This window comes from Roseateles albus, assembly GCF_028595345.1.
Lineage (GTDB): Bacteria > Pseudomonadota > Gammaproteobacteria > Burkholderiales > Burkholderiaceae_C > Paucibacter_A > Paucibacter_A albus.
On the sequence record NZ_JAQQXT010000008.1, the window covers coordinates 263,720 to 282,449 of the forward strand.

The window sequence follows — 18,730 nt, forward strand, 5'->3', positions numbered from 1 at the left end:
TCCTTCTTTTAGTCGGCGCTGGGCGCGCCGGGGTTCATGTCGTATTCGGATTCCAGCAGCGCCCAAGCCTCTTCGGCCGTTTCGACGAAATGGAAGAGGCGCACATCGGCAGGGCCAATCATGCCGGTCTCGACCAAATAGTCAAAGTTGATCAGGCGGGTCCAGAACTCGCGCCCGAACAGCAGAATCGGGCGGCGCCGGCTTTTGCCGGTCTGTATCAGGGTCATGGTCTCGAACAGCTCGTCGAGCGTGCCGAAGCCGCCGGGAAAGCACACCAGCGCCACCGAGCGCATCAGAAAATGCATCTTGCGCAGCGCAAAGTAGTGAAATCTAAAGCACAGCTCGGGTGTGATGTAGCGGTTCGGATGCTGCTCGAAGGGCAGCACGATATTGAGGCCAATGCTTTTGCCTCCGGCCTCAAAGGCGCCGCGATTGCCGGCCTCCATGATGCCGGGCCCGCCGCCGGTGACGACGTAGATCGGGTTGTTGCGCTCGCTGGAGGAGCGCGTCACGAGCGCGGCGAAGCGCCGGGCTTCTTCGTAGTAATGGCTCATCGCCAGCTGCATTTCGACGCGCTTGATCTGCTCCGCGTCACCGCCCGTGCGAGCCTGGTCCAGCAAGGCTTGCGCTTCTTCTTGCGAGGGGATGCGGGCGCTGCCGAACATCACGATGGTTGACTTGATGCCCAGCTCTTGCTGCATCAGCTCGGGCTTGAGCAGCTCCAGCTGCATGCGCACCGGACGCAGCTCTTCGCGCAAGAGGAACTCGTTGTCGTCAAAAGCCAAACGGTAGGCGCTGCCCGGCTGGTCGTAGTTGGGCTGTGGCGCCAGGGCCTTGGTCTCTTCTTTGGCGCTGGGGAAATTGCGGGCGATCAGTTGTTTGCGCTTGTGCATGGGAATTGGTCGGGTCGGATCAGCAGCCTTGACTGCCAGGGCGCAGCTTACGGGAGGCTGCGAAGAATTTTCGTGCGTATTTTTTGCTCAAGTGATTGTTTCGTGCGCATTTTCAGTTTTCGTGCTGCTGCAAACGCTGCAGCGCGGGTCGGCTTGTACGACTATTTCGTTCCACTCCATCCTGCGGCCATCCAGCATCTGCAAGCGCCCCGCCAAGCTGCCGCTCAGGCCCAAGAGCAGCTTCAAGCCTTCCGCAGCCTGCATGCTGCCGATCACGCCGACCAGGGGTGCGAACACGCCCATGCTGGCGCAGCGGGCCTCTTCGAATTGGCTGTCGGGCGGGAATACGCAGGCGTAGCAGGGGGCGGCGGGCTGGCGGCTGTCGTAGACGCTGATCTGGCCGTCAAAACCGATTGCCGCACCCGCCACCAAGGGCTTGGCATGCTTGACGCAGGACCGGTTGATGGCTTGGCGGGTGGCGAAGTTGTCGCTGCAGTCCAGCACCACATCGGCCTGCGCCACCAGCTTGTCGAGCAGCGCCGCATCGGCGCGTTGGCGCAGGGCACTGACGCGCACCTCGGGGTTGATGGCTGCCAGGCCGAGTGCGGCGGACTCGACCTTGGGCAAGCCGACGCGGTCCATGTTGTGGACGATCTGGCGCTGCAGATTGGTCAGGTCCACAGCGTCGTCATCCACCAGCGTGATGTGGCCGACACCGGCGCTGGCCAAATAGAGCGCGGCGGGTGATCCCAGGCCGCCGGCGCCGATGATCAGGGCATGGGCGGCCAGCAAGCGCTGCTGGCCTTCGATGCCGATGTCGTCCAGGAATATATGCCTTGAGTAGCGCAGTAATTGCTCGTCATTCATGGCCCGAGCATAGCGCGGCCTAGGCGTGCCTTAAACAAAACAGCCCGCCAAAAAGGGCGGGCTGTTTTAGCTTAAGGACGGTGCATTACTCGTCTGTTTTCGCCTCGGCTTTGCGCTCGATGGCCGTCTTGGACACCATCACCGGCAAGCCCTTGAGTTGATTCAAGGCTTGCATCAGCTGGAAGTCCTCGGCACTGCCGAACTCGGGCAGCGGCTTGGGCGGCTCGTTCTTCTTAGCGTACTCGGCTTCGAGTTTCTCGCGTGCTTCTTCGCGCGCTTTCTCGCGCGCTTCGTCCTTGATTTCTTCCTTGCCGTTGTTCAGATGCTTTTCCAGATCTGCTTCGCGGGTGCGCAGGGCGGCGAACACATTGCCCTCGGCGGTCTCGTCCAACAAGATGTCGGGCAGGATGCCGGTCGCTTGGATGGAGCGGCCGCTAGGCGTGTAGTAGCGTGCGGTGGTGATTTTCAACGCCGTTTCGGGGCTGAGCTGACGCACTGTTTGCACGGAGCCCTTGCCGAAGGTCTGGGCGCCCATGACCAGCGCACGTTTGTGATCCTGCAAGGCGCCGGCCACGATTTCGCTGGCCGAGGCCGAGCCCTCGTTGACCAACACAATCATCGGCACCTTCTTCAGCGCAGCCGGCAGATTGCGCAGCGGGTCGCTGCCGCCGCGGCGCAGGTAATCGTCGGGATTGGCTTTGAAGCTGGCCTTGGAGTCGGCAATCTGCCCATTGGTGCTGACGACGACCAGATCCTTGGTCAAGAAGGCGGACGAGATCGCCACTGAGGCCTCGAGCAAGCCACCCGGGTCATTGCGCAGATCCAGCACCAAGCCCTTCAGATGGGGCTCTTGCTTGTAGAGCTCCTCGAGCTTTTTGGCGAAGTCGTCGACGGTGCTGTCCTGGAACTGGCTGACGCGCAGCCAGGCGTAGCCGGGCTCGATGATCTTGCCGCGCACGCTGCGGTTGTGGATCTCTTCGCGCACGATGGTGATGGGGAAGCTGCGGTTCTCGCTCTTGCGGTAAATCGTCAGCTGCACCTTGGAGCCCAACTCGCCGCGCATGCGTTTGACGGCTTGGTCTATGCCTAAGCCGCGCACCAGCGAGTCATCGATCTTGCTGATCAGGTCGCCGCTCTTGAGGCCGGCGCGGAAGGCCGGCGAGCCTTCAATCGGCGAGACGATCTTGACCAAGCCGTCTTCCATGCCGATCTCGATGCCGACGCCGACGAATTTGCCGGTCGTGCCTTCGCGGAACTCTTTGAAGTTCTTTTTGTCGAAAAACTGCGAATGCGGATCCAGCCCGGCCACCATGCCGGCGATCGCGTCATTGATCAGCTTTTTCTCGTCGACCGGCTCGACATAGTCGGACTTGATCATTGCAAAGACGGCCGCCAGTTGCTGTAGCTCTTCGAGGGGCAAGGGCGATAGGTTGCTGCGTGCATTGGCCTGCAACTGCATGGTCGTGAGCGCTCCGGCCACAACACCTAAGGCCAGCCAGCCTACAACTTTGAATTTGGCACTCATGGGCAGAGTCCGTCCTATCCGTCTAGCGAAAAATCTAAAAATCAATGCGTTTTGGCCCAGCTCCGAGCTGGCACAAATCTCGCTTGTTCAGTATATGCGGGCGCACCGCGCAGCCCTGCCGGAAAGGCAGCGCTTTGGCCTGACAAATCAAGGCTTTGGAGTGAAAAAGAGACTAAATCTCGGTCTTTGTGCCAGCCGCTGCGGCAAGCCGCCGCGCTTCACTCGACGACGCTGGCCTGTTTGGCGAAGGTGACGACATGGTCAACGTCGGCGCGTATGCCTATCCATTCGCCCACATGGTGGTCGTGGTGCGAGGGCACATGGGCCATCAAACGCTCGCCGGTGCTGAGCCTGAGGGTGTAGAGGAAGTCGGCGCCGCGAAAGACTTTGCGCTCGATCTGCGCTTTGACCGGCGCCAGATCATCGTGAATGATGTCATCGGCCCGCAGCAGCACATCGCACAAGCCGCCGGGGTAGGCGCTGGCCAGTGCGCAGGCTTCGGCGTCCATCAAGGAGCCGACGGGCGTCAACACCGCCGGGCCTTGTTCGCTCTGCACGATGCGGCCCGGCGTGAACACGCTATGGCCGATGAAGTCCGCCACAAAGCGCGTGGCCGGTCGGTGATAGACGTCGTAGGGCGCATCCCATTGCTCCAGGCTGCCTTGGTGCATCACGCCGACCACATCGCCAATCGCGAAGGCCTCGGCCTGGTCGTGGGTGACGAACAAGGCCGTGGTGCCGCTGGCCTTCAGGATCGCCCGCAATTCCTGCGACAAATGCTCGCGCAAGTCCACATCCAGGCTGGAGAAGGGTTCGTCCAGCAAAAGCAGTCTTGGCGCCGGAGCCAAGGCGCGCGCCAGCGCCACGCGCTGCTGCTGGCCGCCCGAGAGCTGATGGGGTGCGCGTTTGGCCGCATGGGCCAGGCCCACCAGGTCCAGCACCTCCTGGATGCGCGCGGCGCGCGCCGGGCGGCTCAAATGGCGCAGGCCAAAGCCGATGTTGTCGGCCACGCTCAGGTGGGGGAAGAGCGCATAGTCTTGGAACACCATGCCGATGCGGCGCTCTTCCGGGGTCAGGTGCCGGCCCATGGCTGCATCGGCCAAGACCTCGCCGGCAATGCTGATGCGGCCGCTGTGCAAGCGCTCCAGGCCGGCGACGCAGCGCAGCACCGAGGTCTTGCCGCAGCCCGAGGGGCCGATCAGCACGCCGATCTGCCCGCTGACCAGGCTCAGGCTGAGCGCCTCGACTGCGCCGCGCCGCTGCCCACGGGCCATGGCTTGACTGCTGGATGGCGAATTTGCTTGTTGAGCTTGCGCTGCACCGGGGTAGCGCAGCCCGATCTGGTCGAGGGCTAGAAACATGGCCCTTATGATAGCGGGCGGCCGGTGCTGCGCAGAACGCGCCTAATTCGCATTCATTGTCGGCTGTGCTGCCCGCCGCTGCGCTCCCAATTCTTCCTCTCCACTTTTTTCTCGCATGCTGCGTCTGGTCACCGTTGTTTGCCTGCTGTTGGCCGTCCCTGTGCTGGGCATCCTGGGGTCCTGGTTGGGTCTGGATCAGGAAAGCTGGGCGGTCTTGCAGCATCAATGGGCGACAGTCCTGCCCGAATATGTGGGCACCTCTTTGCTGCTCTCGGTCAGCGTAGGCCTTGGTGTGGCCTTGCTGGGCGGCATGACGGCGGCGGCGATCAGCCTGTTTGAGTTCCCCGGCCGGCGTTGGTTTGAGTGGGCCTTGCTGCTGCCGATGGCGATGCCGGCCTATGTCGCGGCTTATGCCTACACTGATGCCTTGCAGTACAGCGGCGCCTTGCAGACTTGGTTGCGCGCGCTGAGCGGTGCTCAGGGCGCGCTGTGGTCCGATGTGCGAAGCCTGCCCGGCGCGGTGGCCTTGTTTGTGCTGTGTCTGTATCCCTATGTCTATCTCTTGACGCGCACCGCGCTGCAGGAGCGCGGCGTCACCTTGATGGAAACCGCCCGCATCCTGGGGGCGGGCACTTGGCGGCGGGTGCGCGAGGTGGCGCTGCCCTTGGCGCGGCCGGCGCTGGCGGCCGGCGTCGCGCTGGCCTTGATGGAAACGCTGGCCGACTATGGCGTCGGCGCCTATTTCGGGCTCAGCACCTTGACCACGGGCATTTACAAGGCCTGGTTGGTGATGAATGAGCGCATGGCCGCCGCGCAGCTGGCCTCGGCCTTGCTGCTGGCGGTTGCCTTGCTGCTGTGGGCCGAGCGGCGCGCCCAGGCCAAGCTGCGATTTGCCAGCAGCCGGGCGGGTGCCCAACACGCGGCCGAGGCCCGCCCCTTGGTCCTGCGCGGCTGGGCGGCGGCCGGCGCGTTTGCACTGTGCGGCTTGCCGGTGCTGCTGGGTTTTGTGCTGCCGGTGTTCGCACTGCTGAAGCTGATGTGGCTGGAGGCCAGGTTCGGCGAATTTGGCCTGCCCTTGGCCCGCTTTGCGCAATGGGCCTGGACCAGCTTGCAGCTGGCCGCTATCTCGGCGCTTCTGGCCGTGGCGCTGGCGCTGGTCCTGGCCTATGCGGCGCGCATCTCGGCCGGCGGGCGCTTGCTGGGTGCGGCCACGCGCGTGGTCTCGCTCGGTTACGCGGTGCCGGGCGCCGTCATCGCCGTGGGCATCTTGCTGCCGCTGGCCTGGCTGCAGGAATATGCGCCACAGCTTGGCCTCACCAACATCGTCACCGGCACCATCACCGGCCTGATCTACGCCTACCTGGTGCGTTTCTCCGGTGTGGCTTTGCAGTCGGTCGAGGCCGGCTATGCACGCATTTCGCCCACCGTGGACGAAACCGCTCGTCTACTCGGCGCCTCGCGTGGCCGCCTGTTCCGTGTCTTGCACGCGCCCTTGCTGGCGCGCTCGGCCTTGGCGGCGGCGCTGCTGGTGTTTGTCGATGTCATGAAGGAGCTGCCCGCCACCTTGGTCTTGCGGCCCTTCAACAGCGACACCCTGGCTGTCGTCGCCTATCAGCTGGCGCGTGACGAGCGTTTGGGTGAAGCCGCCTTGCCTTCATTGGCGATTGTGCTGGTGGGCCTGGTGCCCGTGTTGATGCTCTCGAAGGCAATGCGCCAGCGCTGAGCAGGCTCAGCAGACTTTTGGCATTTCCGCCCGCTGCTTGCGAATGCGTAAACTGCGCGGCTGCTTACCCTCTGCTTATCCTCTGCTTCACCGCCGCTACCGCGGCAACCTACCCATCAGGCACACGATGAACCCATCCATCTTCTTCAAGTCCGCTCTGGCGACCTGTTTGGCCGCCCCTTTGGCCCTGCTGGCACAAGCCGGCCCCTATCCGGCCACGCCCGCCAAGCCGGTCACCGATGTCTATCACGGCACCGCTGTCGTAGACCCCTATCGCTGGATGGAGGACATGAAGTCGCCGGAGTTCCAGTCCTGGTTGAAGACGCAGGCCGCTTTTGCGGACGGCGTGCTGGCCCAGATCCCCGGCCGCGCCGCCTTGCGCGAGCGCCTGGGTGTGCTGGCCGATGCGGGCGAAAGCACCGGCGGCTATGAGATGGTGGCCGGCAAGCTGTTTTATTCAAAGCGCGCCCCGGGCCAAAACCAAGCGCGCTTGTGGGTACGCGACGGTTTGGCAGGGGCTGAACGCGAACTGCTCGACCCCAACAACCTACCCGGCGAGCCCGGTAAGCATGCGATCGACTGGTACAGCGTCTCGCCCAACGGCCGTATCTTGGCGGTGGGCCTGTCCAAGGGCGGCAGCGAGGACAGCGTCTTGCGTCTGCTCGATGTGGCCACGGCCAAGTTCTTGCCTGTTGCGATCGACCGCACCGGCCTGAACGAAGGCGGCGTGGCCTGGTTGCCCGACGCCAGCGGTTTTCTCTACAACCGCCATCCTGCAGAGGAGCGCTACAACAAGAGCGCGGTTTTCCTGCACATCCTGGGCCAGGACCCAGCCAAGGATGTGGCGCAGTTTGGCTGGCAGGTGAGCAAGAAAGAGAATTTCGAAATTGCCGATCTGCCCTATGTGCGCATCACCAAAGGCTCGCCCTGGGCGCTGGCCGAGGTCTTGCATGGCGACGCGGCCGAGCGCAGCTACTGGGTGGCGCGGGTCGATCAACTCAAGGGTGCGGCCACACCATGGCGGCGCGTGGTGCGGCCTAGTGACAAGGTCACTCGGGCCGAAGTGGCCGGCGGATCGCTGTATGCGCTGAGCCAGCAAAAAGCCTCGCGCCGCGAACTGCTGAGCCTGGATCTGGCCTCGGCCAAGCCCGGCTTCAAGACCGCTCTGCCAGCCGGTGACAGCGTGCTGCAAACCATTGAGACCGGCGACACCGCCGTCTATGTGAAGGCGCTGGACGCGGGCGTGAGCAAGCTCTGGCGTGTGGGTAAAAAGGACGGCAAGGTCTCGACCGTGGCCCTGCCGTTCGAGGGCACGCTGCGCAGCGTCAACCCGCTCAAGGGCGACGAGTTGCTGGTCTTGCTGGAAGGCTGGACGCAGGCACCGCAAAGCTTGTTGCTGCAAGCAGGCGGTGTGGCCGATGCGCCGGCGCAGCGGCTGACGATCCAAAAGCCCGTCGCCGTCGATGCCTCCGGCGTCGAAGCGCGCCGCGTGATGGTCAAGAGCCATGACGGCGTGATGGTGCCGCTGTCCATCGTGGCACCCAAAGCGGTCACCCTGGACGGCAAGCGCCCGACGATTCTGAGCGCTTATGGCGCCTACGGCATCACGCAGGAGCCGCGTTTCAGCGCGACCCGCCTGGCCTGGACCGAGCGCGGCGGCGTGCAGGCGATCTGCCATGTGCGCGGCGGCGGCGAACTCGGTGACGATTGGCACCGCGGTGGATATATCGCCACCAAGCAAAACACCGTGTCTGACTTCATCGCCTGTGCTGAATGGCTGATTGCCAACAAATACACCTCGCCCGCGACCCTGGCCGGCACGGGCGGCAGTGCTGGCGGCATCACGATTGGCGGCGCCGTCACGCAGCGCGGCGACTTGTTCGCCGCGGCGCAAAGCGCGGTCGGCTTGTCCGATATGTTGCGTATGGAGCTGACCTTGAACGGCGCGCCCAATATCGCCGAGTTCGGCACGGTGACCAACCCAGCGCATTTCAAGAGCATGTTCGCGCTGAGTCCCTACCATAACGTCAAGGATGGGCGCAGCTACCCCGCCGTCATCGTCACCACCGGCGCCAATGACCCGCGCGTCGAGGCCTGGATTCCGGCCAAGCTGGCCGCGCGCATGCAAACTGCCAATCCAGACGCGGTCAAGACCCGCCCGGTGATTTTGCGAGTTGACTTTGAAGGCGGCCATGGCATGGGCTCTAGCGTCTCGCAGCGCCTCGATGAAACCGCCGATGTGTGGAGCTTCTTCCTCTGGCAGTTCGGCGACGCGGCTTTCCAGCCCGCTCCGAAGCTTGGAGCGGCGTCGGCTCCTTAAACCCGCCTATGTCGTTGCGCCCACAAGCGAGCAGCGCTCGCACCATCAGCCGCCGAACTGTCCTGGTCGAGGCTGGTCTGTGCGCGCTTGCGGTGGGCGCTCCCATCATTGGCTCAGCGGCGCCGCAACAGCCTCAGCCTCAGCCTCAAGCCCCGACCGAGCTTGTGCTGCGTGTGCCGGATCCGCATGATTATGAGCCCGGCGCTGTGGGGAGCTTCTATGTCAACGCGCTGCTGCTGGCCTTGAGCAAGACGGCCAAGGGCAAGGAGTCCGTTCGGCTCAGCCACTTTCCCGGCGGCGTGCCGCGAGCGCGGCTGCGGCTGATGCTTGAGCGGGGCGAGATCGACCTGCTCTGGAGCAGTAGCACCGCTCAACGCGAATCGGCCTTTGAGCCCGTGCGCTTCAACTTGCTGAAGGGCATCAACGAGCAGCGTTTTCTTTTGATCCGCAAGCAAGATGCCGCAAAGCTATCGCAGGTTCAAAGCCTGGAGCACCTGAGGGAGTTCCGGGTCGGTGCGGGTGAACATTGGAGCGATGCGAGCATTCTTCGCACGAACGGGTTTCAAGTTGTCACGGCCACGAGTCACGATGGCTTGTTCAAGATGTTGGCCGCCGGGCGATTCGATTTCATCGCGCGTGCGATCAATGAAATCGAGGCCGATTTGCTCCAACACCCGGAGCTGGACTTGGCCGTGGTGGACGGCTTGCTGCTGCAATACAAGCAGCCGATCTATTTTTTTCTGACCAAAGGCAATGTGGCCTTGGCGGAGCGCATTCGGCAAGGTCTGGAGATGGCGAAGGCAGACGGGAGTTTCGACAAACTCTTCTTCACGGTTCCGGCGCTCAAGTCCAGCTGGGACACCCTGAGCAAGAGCAAAACCCGGGTTTTCAAGCTGCAGGCACACGAAGGCTAGCCCGGTGGTCCGACGCGCCCGCCCATGTCTTTGGGCTCGGCGCTCGGTTTTCACGGGTTTGAGCCAGATCAATATTGCTTGATCAGGCTTGCCGTCCGGCGTTGCTTGTAACCATGTTGTCACCGAGCGCTGAACATACTGGCGGCATTGCACCTAATGCCGCTTTGCTGCGGTACGCCAATCATGGAAAAGTCCGACGCCGTTGCCTCGCTGGGCCAGCACAGCCTCTTGCTGCCCGCCTGGGTCAAGACCGCTTTGCTCGCCAATGACCGCTTGAAGCTGTGCCTGACGGTTTTGCAGGCCGCTGCCGATCGCGCCATGGCGCCCGCCAAGACGCCGCCCGATCTGCGCAGTGAAATGGCCGCCGCTGGCCTCGACGCCGCCTGGCTGCGCGATATGCCTACGCAGGCCAGCCGCGACGGCGAAGATGTGCTCTTGCCGCAACTGCCGCAGTTGGCCACGCAACTCGCGCAAGACCTGAGCCTGATGGCGCGGCCGCTCTTGCAGACCGAAACTGACAAAAGCACCCGCGAGCGCGTCGCCTTTTGGGCCGCGAAGCTGGATGGGCTGCATGACGAAGACGTGCTCAGCCCCGCCTTGCTGCGGGCCTTGAGCCATGGCCACCGTGCCAAGCATGGTGAGCCTGCGGATGACAGCCTGCACCTGCTGGTGATGGACCTGCACAAGCAGCTCAACCATCTGGCCGCCAGCCTGGCCAGCGAGCTGATAGACGGCGCTCATGTCTGGCAGCTGCAGGACGACGACCGGCCACGCGTTGCCGCCTTTATGCGCGGCCTGCAGCGCACATCGGCGCTGAAGTTCGATCATCCGGGCCTTGACACCGCCGCCACGCGCGACGGCGAGCGGCTCTTGATCCAGAACGATATCGGCACCAATGATGCCCATGTGCTGGTCTTGCAAGTGCAGGGTTTGACGATCAGTCTGACCTATTCCGATCTGCACAGCAGCCGCTTCGAGTTCTTTCAGGCCCAGCTTGCCACGTATGGCGCGCAATGGTCCTCGCCCGAGGCGCGGGTCTCGGCCGGGCTGAATCGGGGCGAGGCCTATCAGCTGGGCACGGCGCGCTTCGAAGCGACCGATGAGGCGCAGCTGCAAGGCATGCTGGAAGGCATCGCCTCCCGCATCGTCTTTTTGATCGACTGGAACCGCGCTCGCAAGAGGCTGTTGAACTTTGTCGGCAAGCGCGAGGCGATTGCCGTGCTGGCCGAGGCGGCCAAGGCAGAGATTGGCCATATGGCCTGGCTCAAGGCCGGCGCCGAGCGCATGCTGTTCGAGGCCATGCAGGCCGTAGGCGCCGACGCGTTTCGCATCGGAGACCGGCTGGATGAAGTCTTAGGCGAAGCCGGTGCGCAGGCCTTTTTGCTGGAGGTCTTGCGCCTGTCGTCGACCGCGATGCTGGCGCAGCAGCCGGCTGCGCTGGTGGCCGACGAAACCCGTTTGCTGCTGGCGCGTCAACTGCAGCGCAGGGCGCCCGAGTTCGATTTACTGGCCGAACATGCCGCCTATTGCCAGACCCTGGCCGAAGGCATCAGTCAGGCCCTTTCACATGGCTGGGAGCAAGACAAAGAGGCGGCGGCCAAGCTGGCGCAGCGCGCCAAGGCCTGGGAGCGCCAGGCCGATCATTTGGTGATGCAAGCGCGCGAGCGGGCGCGCCGCCAGCCGCGCTGGGCGCAGTTTGCGCGCCTGCTGGAGACGGCCGATGATGCGGCCGATGCGCTGGAGGAATGCGCGTTCCTGCTCGGCCTGATTGCCGAACATCACCACCAAGGCTGGAACAAAGAACTGCGCGGCCTGCTCGCTCAGCTGGCACAGGCAGTGCTGCATGCGACGCAGGAGCAAGTGAGGGCCGTGGCCGTGGCGCGTGGCCTGAACGGGGCCAGCGAAGCGGCCGAGCACGATGATTTTGTCGCGTCCACCTGGCAGGTGCTGCGCGCCGAGCGCCAATGCGATGAGCTGCTGCGTGCGGCCAAGCGCTGCATGGCGGCCGAAGTGACGAACGCCGCCGCGCTGATGCTGGTCAACGACCTGGCCAATCAGCTGGAGTTCGCGTCCGATCGGCTGCTGAACGCGGCCTATGCCTTGCGCGAGCTGGTGTTCAGCAAGACCGAGGTGGGCGCATGAGTACCGCGGATCTCTGCTTGATCGGCTGCCCAGGCCAGACCACGGTCGCTCAAACCAGTCCGCAGCGCTTGGGCTTCAAGGCCTTCAACCTGCTGCGCATGGCCGAGCTAGGCCTGCCGGTGCCGCCGGCCTTTGTTCTGGGCACGCGCTTTTGCGCCGATGCCGAGCTGCGGGCCGGGGCCGCGCAGCCTGCGCTGTGGTTGCCGGCGCTGCAGGCCTTGGAGTCGGCCAGCGCCGGCCTGCGTTTCGGCGATGTGGCCAGGCCCTTGCTGCTGTCGGTGCGCTCCGGTGCGCCGGTGTCCATGCCCGGCATGATGGAAACCCTGCTCAATATCGGCCTCAACGACGAGACCGTGCAGGGCCTGATCCGCCAGACCGGCAACCCGCGCTTGGCCTGGGATGCCTACCGCCGCTTGATCGCCAGCTTTGGCGAGGTGGTGGCGGGCTTGCCGGCCGCCTTGTTCGAAGATGAATTGACCTTGCTTTGTGCGGGCCGGGACGAGCGGCTGCTCGACTTTGCCGAGCTGCGGGCCTTGGCGCGACGCTATCTGCAGCTGTTTGCGCAGGCCGCAGGCCGGCCTTTTCCGCAGGCCGCAGAAGCGCAATTGCAGCAGGCGATCGCCGCCGTGTTCGACTCCTGGCAGTCCGCCAAGGCTTGCAGTTACCGAGCCGCTCATGGCATCGAAGACACGATAGGCACGGCGGTGACGGTGCAGGCCATGGTGTTCGGCAATGCCGGCGCGCGCTCTGGAGCAGGGGTCGGCTTCACGCGCGACCCGCGCAGCGGCGAGGCCGCGCTGTGGGTGGACTTTTTGTTCAATGCGCAGGGCGAGGACGTGGTATCCGGTCGGCGCAGCGCCCAGGGCCATGAGCAACTGCAGCAGGTCTTGCCTGAGGTTTGGGCCGAGTTGCTGCAGGCTTGCGCTCGGCTCGAGCGCGAGATGGGCGATATGCAGGACTTCGAGTTCACCGTGCAGGATGGCCGTTTGTTCCTGCTGCAAACCCGCGGCGGCAAGCGCACGCCGCAGGCTGCCGCGCGCATTGCGCTCGACCTGCTGCGCGAGGGTGCGATTGATGTGGCGACGGCCCGCTTGCGCTGCAAAGGCCTGGACGCCGAACATCTGCGTGTCAGCCGCGTTGTCGCCCCGGACGGCCAGCCGTTGCAGCCCTTGGCGCAGGCCCAAGCCGCAAGCAGCGGCGTGGCCATCGGTCAGATCGTGCTGGACGAAGCGGGAGCGCGCGCCGCCAAAGAGGCGGGCCGGCCCGCCATTCTGGTGCGCCGCGATGCTGAGACCGGCGACAGTGCTGCGCTGGAAATGGCGCTGGGCCTGTTGACTCAGAACGGCGCGCGCACCTCGCATGCGGCCGTGGTGGCGCGCCAGATGGGCAAGGTTTGCCTGGTCGCTTGTGAAGGCTTGCAGGTCGATGAAGCCCGGCGCGAGATTCATATCTTCGGTACTCGCTTGGCCGAGGGCGATTGGCTCAGCCTGGATGGCAATGAAGCCTGTGTCTATGCCGCACAGGTGCAGACCGAATGGTTCTGCCCGCCGGAGCTGCTGGCCGAGCTGGCTGAACTGAGGCGGGATGTCGCTGTGGCCGCTTGATTGGAGAGATAGCGACGCCGGCTGCGGGCGCATGGGCTGGAAGGGATGAAGAAGATCAAGGCAAAAGTCTGGGTCGACAGGCGGGCTCCGCCGGGAGTTCGAGCCGAGCTGTTCACAACGCTTGCCCCACGCGAATCAGTGAGTCGTCTTCGTCAATGACGGCAAGTTCTCGCGTGGGATGGCGATATCGTGGCTTTGAACAGAAAAATCCCTTGGATTCTTGCCGCTAACCGTCCTGCTGATCACTCGCTTCCAGGCGTGATTGAACGACTGTGGATCCATGCGCATCCACGAGCTGACTTGAGCGAAGGAAAATGCACGCTCTGAAAAAGGGCTGTCGTCGGGGCCTCTACAGCACGCCTTGGGCTGGCGTCTAGTATTTCAACCCTGGTTACAGCACCTTGCTCAACGTCGATTCGAACCAGCGCCCATCCATAAGGCATGGAGTCCAACCTGAACGACTCCGGAAGTTCGGGACTTCCCAATTCGTCGCATTCAACGCTGTTAGCTACGAAATCAGGCTCTGGCCTAAGAATCTCTTCGCTTGGCGCAGTGGTGCAGCCTGCACAAAGCATTGACAGCCCGAGGGCCAAGAAAGTCAGTCGATGCATGACATTCCTTTGCGACAAGCAGAGACGAAAAAGCAGACTGGGTCAAGTTGGTCGCAGACTTGGGCGTCTCTTTCACAAAGCCAGGCCTTTTTTCAGTTGCTCAAGGTCGGCTTCCAGCAGTTTCCGTTCACTGTTGTCGCCGACCTTGGCAACGAGTTCCAGTGCCAAGGTCAGGTGGCGCGCAGAGTCCCCTGGACTGGCGGCCAGCCCGTACGCGCGAGCAAGGGCCTCATGGGCATAGCCGAGGTAGAAGGGTTTCAGCTCGCCACTGTAGAAGAGGCATACCTCGCCTAAGCGCAAGGCCTCAGCAGCGTTTCCCAAAAGCGCCTGTATTCGGGATGCCTGCCAGTAGCCCACCGAAAGGCGTTGTTGGCTGCAGTCGTCACGTTGGAGCCAGTGATAGATGCACGCTTGATTGAGCGCCACCATCAATCGTTCGTCTTCAGGCGTTCGATCTGGTTTTTCGATCAGGTCCCATGCTTTGTTGAAGCAATGGGCTGAGAAGTATTTGTGGGCTGCGGCGACATCGAATTCAGGAACCTTTGCCATTGCGAGAAACTCCTCTGTGGCGGGTGCGTTTGCGATGAGTCTTAGGCGCTCAAGATGTTGTGATGCGCATGTTGCCACATTGTTTGGACGTTAGGCCATGTATCTCTTGCTCTCCCAAATCAGGCAGAATTTTCCTGAAGCCGCTTGATTTTCGAGTCAGTCCGGCATGACGCGCGTCGCCATTGCCGCCAAGGCCAGTGAGCCCAGGCGTGTGCGCATGCTGTCGGTGCGCCCGCTCATCGCCACGGGCACGCGCGCACCCAGCACGACACCGCAGCTGGCGGCACCCGCCATGTATTCCAGCAACTTGGCCAAGAGGCTGCCCGACTCCAAGTCGGGCGCCAGCAAGATGTCGGCGTCGCCGGCCACGGCCGAGTCGCTGAGGCCTTGCAGGCGGGCAGCGTCGAGGTTGACGGCGCTGTCAAAAGCCAAGGGGCCGTCGAGGATGGCGCCGGCGATTTGGCTGCGCTGGGCCATCTTGCACAGTGCTGCGGCGTCCAGCGTGGAGCTGATGCGCTCGGTGATGGTTTCCACCGCCGACAACAAGGCCACCTTGGGGCAAGCCAGACCGTTCGCATGCGCCAGACCCACGGCCAGGCGCACGATGTCGGCTTTGGCGTCCAGGTCGGGGCGGATATTGATGCCGGCATCGCTCATGAACAGCGGCTTGGCATAGCTGGGAATGTCAAAGCGGTAGACATGTGCCAAGCGCCGGCCGCAGTGCAGGGCCGGGTTCGCTTGCAGCGCCGTCAGCAACTCATCGCTGCTCAAGCTGCCTTGCACCAGCATGTCCAACTGGCCCTCGGCGGCCATTTTGCAGGCTTGCGTGGCTGCGGCGTGGCTGTGTGCGGTGGCCTGGAAGTGGCAGCCTTGCAGGCTCAAATCCAACTGCTCGGCCAAGGCCCGAATGCGCGCTTCCGGGCCTATCAGCCAGGGCTCGATCAGGCCGCGCTCGGCGCCCATCAAGGCGGCGCGCAGCGCGTCTTCGCTGCAAGGGTGCACGACGGCACAGCGCAGCGGCGTGGCCAGCTTGATCTGGCTCAGCCAGGCGTTCATGCGCGACTCGGCATCGAACAAATGCATCTCTGGCAGGGCCGGGCGTGGCCGCTCGATGCGCGTGCGCGGCGCCAGCACGGTGGCCAGGCCGCTGATGACGGTCTGGCCTTTTTGGTTATTGGCTTCACAGCCCAGCTTGACGATGCCGCTGTCATCAAACATCTCCAGCACCGTCAGCACGATGGTCAAGGTGTCACCCACATGCACCGGGCGTGAGAAGCGCAGCGTCTGCTCCATATAGATCGTGCCTGGGCCGGGGAACTCATTGCCCAGCACTGACGAGATCAGGGCGCCGCCCCACATGCCATGCGCGATCACACCGTGAAAGCGTGTGCCTTCGGCGTATTCGGCGTCCAGGTGAGCCGGGTTGACGTCGCCCGACACCAGGGCGAAGGCCTGGATATCGCTGTGCTTGAGGGTGCGCACCAGGCGCGCAGTTTGGCCCAGGGCCAATTCGTCGTAGGTGCGGTTGCGCATCCATTCGGTGCGCAAGAGGTCGGGTGCGTTCATAAGCGCCAAGCTCCAAGTGTCATCCATCAAACGACAGCTTGGATTGGCATCATGTCAGGCGCGTGACGCCGGCGCATTCGCGCTGGTTCAAGGCGGGTTCACTTGAGCTGTATCAAAAAAGGGGCTGCGACACTTGACGGCCGCAGCCCCTTTCGGCTGTGTCTTGCGCAGTGGCTAACTCAAGCCTTGCGCTGACGACGCTGGTGCAAGCAGGCCAAGCCCAACAAACCCAGGCCCATCAAGGCCCAGCTGCCGGGCTCAGGCACGACAGCAGCCTGGTCCACCGAATTCAGCTTGACGCTCCACAGCCCGCCTTTTTGGTCGGGGTAGTTGGGGTTGCTGCTGCTTTGTGTCCAGTCGGCGATGGCCACGGGCGTGCTGCCGTCCAGCGTGAAGCCGGCCGACAGGGTTTGGCCCTTGGCGTAGTTGTCGGCAGCGCTGAGTGTGAGCAGGTACTGGCCGGCGCTCAAACTGCTGAGCTGAATGCCGGCGTCGAGCGAGCCTTGGCCGGCGCCGAGCTTGTCGTTGTCGTCCACTTCGATGATCAAGCTGTAGTCATTGCCGGCCTTGGCCCAGAGTTGCAGCACCGGGTCAAAGTTCAGGCCCGTCTGCCAGGAATCGGTCCAGGTCTTGAAGTCTGCGCTGTCGGCGGCCAGGCTGAAGCTGATGCGCACGACATCGGTGTTGTAAACGGCTTGGCCGGCGAAGTCGAAGTTGGCGGCCTGGGCCGAAGACATGGCAGCGGCTGCCAGCAAGGCGCTGGCCATTGCCTTGCGGGCAAAAGAGCGGTTGAGTTTCATGGCGATATGTCCAGTTCTGATGTTCAAGGAGCCAAGGCGGCCGGGTTGGCGCGGTTCGGCGTTTGCGCGGCAGGGCTCAGGCGATTGGCGCCGTCCACTACTTGGAAGGCGGTGCCAAAGGTCTGCACATTGCTGACGCTGGCGACGGTGTCGACATACCACCATTCGCACACGCAGCGGGTGGCGTCGGCGTCGATCAACATATAGCCGCGCTTGTCGAGCTTGATGTACTTCAGATGTGGGTTGGCCGGTGCCAGCTGTGCGATCGTCCCTGCGGCCTGCTGCGGGTTGTCCACGCCGGGCGAGGAGATCGAAGTACCAACGAACTCGACTGCGCGCGAGCCTTGGCCCGTGACCTTGTCGTAGCCACCGGTCGCCACGTTGGCATTGTTCGGGTCTTGGCTCAGATCGGCGGCCCAGCTGCTGTGGATATCACCCGTCAGGATCACGACGTTGTTGACCGGGGCTTGGGTCTGGCTGCCCTTGAGCACCTCGTAGACCCGGTCGCGCGCGGGCTGGTAGCCGTCCCAGGCGTCGGAGTTGAAGAACACGCCGCCGCCGGCCGAGTTCGGCGCGCCTTGCACCTTGACCTGGGCAAACATCACGCCTTGGCCCAGGAACTTCCACTTGGCCGTGCTGGTGCGCAGCTTGTTGAATAACCAGGCTTCTTCGCTGGCGCCGAGCAGTTGACGGGCCGGGTCCAGGTAAGCGCCTTGCTGGACGAAGTAGCCGCTGGCGTTGCCGATATTCGTACCCAGCTGGGCCGAACGGCCATTCAAGCGCTCTTCCAGCATGATCAGATCGACCAGATTGCCGAAGGCGTAGCTGCGTGCGTTATTGCGCGGCTGTTTTGGGTCCACCACGCGCACCGGCATCCACTCGTAATAGGCCTGCAAAGCCGCGCCGACGCGGGCTGCCCAAGCGCCTTCGCCGGCTTGGTGGTTCTCGGCGCCATCGACGTAAGAATTGTTGGCGGTTTCGTGGTCGTCCCAGATGGCCACCAGCGGATGCTGGCGATGCATGGCTTGCGAGTCCGGGTCGCGCTTGTACTGCGCGTGGCGCATGCGGTAGTCGGCCAGCGTGACGATCTCGTTCGTTGGCTCGGGCGTGCGCACATTGCCGTATTGGTTGGCGCCGTATTCGTAGATGTAGTCGCCCAGGTGCACGACCATGTCCAGATCGGCCCGCTCGGCGATGCGGCGGTAGGCGTTGAAGTAGCCATACGCGTGGTTGGAGCAGCTCACCACGGCCATGCGCAAATTGCTGACGCCGCCGACCGGCAGCGTCTTGGTGCGGCCTATGGGCGAGATCACGCCGTCAACCGAGAAGCGGTAGTAATACGTGGTGTTGGGGCTCAGGCCCAGCGCGTCGATCTTGACGGTGAAGTCGCGCTCCAGGATGGCTTTGCTGCGGCCGGTGCTGACGATTTGGGTGAAGGCCGGGTCTTTGGCGATGGTGTAGTCCACCACTTGCGAACTGCGGCCATTGGTCGGCGTGACGCGGGTCCACAGGATCACGCGGTCAGACAGCGGGTCTCCGCTGGCCACACCGTGTTGGAAGTTGCCGTTGATGGCGACTGCAGCTTCAGCTGTGCCGGCCAAAGGCAGCATAGGTGCGGCCAGCAGAGCGGCGGCGGCCGAGCCGGTGTTCTTGAAGAAGCCGCGGCGGCTGCTGCCGACGCGAACGGGCTTGATGAGGGAGGGGCGACCCATGATGGACTGTCCTTGTGCGATGTTGGGCGACGCAAGTGGGGAGTTGGCGCTTGCGGGCTTTGCGGAAGATGCCGCGTCTTTGATCCGAACGCTGCCTGCCAGCAGCTTCGAGCCGGGCGGACTGTAGGAGCGCTGTGTGACGC

General features: G+C 63.7%; 14 protein-coding genes. 6 read left to right on the plus strand and 8 right to left on the minus strand.

The window, feature by feature from the left end; translation table 11 throughout:
• Window positions 1-8 precede the first annotated feature (8 nt).
• The 4 genes from PRZ03_RS14775 to PRZ03_RS14790 form a co-directional block, all read right to left on the minus strand.
• Window positions 9-893, minus strand: coding sequence for an LOG family protein (locus PRZ03_RS14775; protein WP_273601004.1), 885 nt, complete (start codon window positions 891-893; stop codon window positions 9-11).
• Between the two features lie 87 nt (window positions 894-980).
• Window positions 981-1,760 (minus strand): HesA/MoeB/ThiF family protein, encoded by a 780-nt coding sequence (locus PRZ03_RS14780; RefSeq protein ID WP_273601005.1) that lies wholly within the window; start codon window positions 1,758-1,760, stop codon window positions 981-983.
• A gap of 85 nt (window positions 1,761-1,845) precedes the next feature.
• Window positions 1,846-3,285, minus strand: coding sequence for a S41 family peptidase (locus tag PRZ03_RS14785; protein WP_263531704.1), 1,440 nt, complete (start codon window positions 3,283-3,285; stop codon window positions 1,846-1,848).
• Between the two features lie 218 nt (window positions 3,286-3,503).
• A complete protein-coding gene (locus PRZ03_RS14790; RefSeq protein ID WP_273601006.1) occupies window positions 3,504-4,646 on the minus strand; it encodes an ABC transporter ATP-binding protein in 1,143 nt (380 codons plus the stop codon).
• Window positions 4,647-4,761: 115 nt separating this feature from the next.
• Between PRZ03_RS14790 and PRZ03_RS14795 the strand changes: the two genes are divergently transcribed.
• From PRZ03_RS14795 to PRZ03_RS14815, 5 genes are all read left to right on the plus strand, one after another.
• Window positions 4,762-6,369: an ABC transporter permease gene (locus PRZ03_RS14795; RefSeq protein WP_273601007.1), complete on the plus strand. Its 1,608-nt coding sequence runs from the start codon at window positions 4,762-4,764 to the stop codon at window positions 6,367-6,369.
• A 127-nt stretch (window positions 6,370-6,496) separates the two neighbouring features.
• Window positions 6,497-8,689 (plus strand): prolyl oligopeptidase family serine peptidase, encoded by a 2,193-nt coding sequence (locus PRZ03_RS14800; RefSeq protein WP_273601009.1) that lies wholly within the window; start codon window positions 6,497-6,499, stop codon window positions 8,687-8,689.
• A gap of 8 nt (window positions 8,690-8,697) precedes the next feature.
• Window positions 8,698-9,603: a substrate-binding periplasmic protein gene (locus PRZ03_RS14805; protein WP_273601011.1), complete on the plus strand. Its 906-nt coding sequence runs from the start codon at window positions 8,698-8,700 to the stop codon at window positions 9,601-9,603.
• 183 nt (window positions 9,604-9,786) lie between these two features.
• Entirely contained in the window at window positions 9,787-11,745 is a 1,959-nt protein-coding gene (locus PRZ03_RS14810) for a DUF47 domain-containing protein (protein ID WP_273601012.1), read from the plus strand.
• Window positions 11,742-13,349, plus strand: coding sequence for a PEP/pyruvate-binding domain-containing protein (locus tag PRZ03_RS14815; protein ID WP_273601013.1), 1,608 nt, complete (start codon window positions 11,742-11,744; stop codon window positions 13,347-13,349). Before PRZ03_RS14810 ends, PRZ03_RS14815 begins: the two co-directional genes overlap by 4 nt.
• 683 nt (window positions 13,350-14,032) lie before the next feature.
• On the opposite strand, the gene PRZ03_RS14820 is transcribed toward PRZ03_RS14815, so the two are convergent.
• The 4 genes from PRZ03_RS14820 to PRZ03_RS14835 form a co-directional block, all read right to left on the minus strand.
• A complete protein-coding gene (locus tag PRZ03_RS14820; protein WP_273601014.1) occupies window positions 14,033-14,509 on the minus strand; it encodes a hypothetical protein in 477 nt (158 codons plus the stop codon).
• Between the two features lie 156 nt (window positions 14,510-14,665).
• Complete coding sequence (locus PRZ03_RS14825) at window positions 14,666-16,075, minus strand: bifunctional enoyl-CoA hydratase/phosphate acetyltransferase (RefSeq protein WP_273601015.1); 1,410 nt, start codon at window positions 16,073-16,075, stop codon at window positions 14,666-14,668.
• Between the two features lie 179 nt (window positions 16,076-16,254).
• A complete protein-coding gene (locus PRZ03_RS14830; RefSeq protein WP_273601016.1) occupies window positions 16,255-16,875 on the minus strand; it encodes a DVUA0089 family protein in 621 nt (206 codons plus the stop codon).
• A 23-nt stretch (window positions 16,876-16,898) separates the two neighbouring features.
• Window positions 16,899-18,587: an alkaline phosphatase D family protein gene (locus tag PRZ03_RS14835; protein WP_273601017.1), complete on the minus strand. Its 1,689-nt coding sequence runs from the start codon at window positions 18,585-18,587 to the stop codon at window positions 16,899-16,901.
• Here PRZ03_RS14835 and PRZ03_RS14840 point away from each other — a divergent pair.
• Window positions 18,586-18,714 carry a hypothetical protein gene (locus PRZ03_RS14840; protein ID WP_263531715.1) on the plus strand — a complete coding sequence of 43 codons (129 nt, stop codon included), beginning with the start codon at window positions 18,586-18,588 and terminating at the stop codon, window positions 18,712-18,714. The genes PRZ03_RS14835 and PRZ03_RS14840 overlap by 2 nt on opposite strands.
• Window positions 18,715-18,730: the final 16 nt, after the last annotated feature.

Excerpts from the sequence above, each read along its gene's own strand:
- PRZ03_RS14825 (WP_273601015.1), bottom strand. The coding sequence starts at position 16,075 with ATGAACGCACCCGACCTCTTGCGCACCGAATGGATGCGCAACCGCACC.
- PRZ03_RS14840 (WP_263531715.1), top strand. The coding sequence starts at position 18,586 with ATGATGGACTGTCCTTGTGCGATGTTGGGCGACGCAAGTGGGGAGTTG.
- PRZ03_RS14830 (WP_273601016.1), bottom strand. The coding sequence starts at position 16,875 with ATGAAACTCAACCGCTCTTTTGCCCGCAAGGCAATGGCCAGCGCCTTG.
- PRZ03_RS14780 (WP_273601005.1), bottom strand. The coding sequence starts at position 1,760 with ATGAATGACGAGCAATTACTGCGCTACTCAAGGCATATATTCCTGGAC.
- PRZ03_RS14820 (WP_273601014.1), bottom strand. The coding sequence starts at position 14,509 with ATGGCAAAGGTTCCTGAATTCGATGTCGCCGCAGCCCACAAATACTTC.
- PRZ03_RS14795 (WP_273601007.1), top strand. The coding sequence starts at position 4,762 with ATGCTGCGTCTGGTCACCGTTGTTTGCCTGCTGTTGGCCGTCCCTGTG.
- PRZ03_RS14790 (WP_273601006.1), bottom strand. The coding sequence starts at position 4,646 with ATGTTTCTAGCCCTCGACCAGATCGGGCTGCGCTACCCCGGTGCAGCG.
- PRZ03_RS14835 (WP_273601017.1), bottom strand. The coding sequence starts at position 18,587 with ATGGGTCGCCCCTCCCTCATCAAGCCCGTTCGCGTCGGCAGCAGCCGC.
- PRZ03_RS14815 (WP_273601013.1), top strand. The coding sequence starts at position 11,742 with ATGAGTACCGCGGATCTCTGCTTGATCGGCTGCCCAGGCCAGACCACG.
- PRZ03_RS14810 (WP_273601012.1), top strand. The coding sequence starts at position 9,787 with ATGGAAAAGTCCGACGCCGTTGCCTCGCTGGGCCAGCACAGCCTCTTG.
- PRZ03_RS14805 (WP_273601011.1), top strand. The coding sequence starts at position 8,698 with ATGTCGTTGCGCCCACAAGCGAGCAGCGCTCGCACCATCAGCCGCCGA.
- PRZ03_RS14785 (WP_263531704.1), bottom strand. The coding sequence starts at position 3,285 with ATGAGTGCCAAATTCAAAGTTGTAGGCTGGCTGGCCTTAGGTGTTGTG.
- PRZ03_RS14775 (WP_273601004.1), bottom strand. The coding sequence starts at position 893 with ATGCACAAGCGCAAACAACTGATCGCCCGCAATTTCCCCAGCGCCAAA.
- PRZ03_RS14800 (WP_273601009.1), top strand. The coding sequence starts at position 6,497 with ATGAACCCATCCATCTTCTTCAAGTCCGCTCTGGCGACCTGTTTGGCC.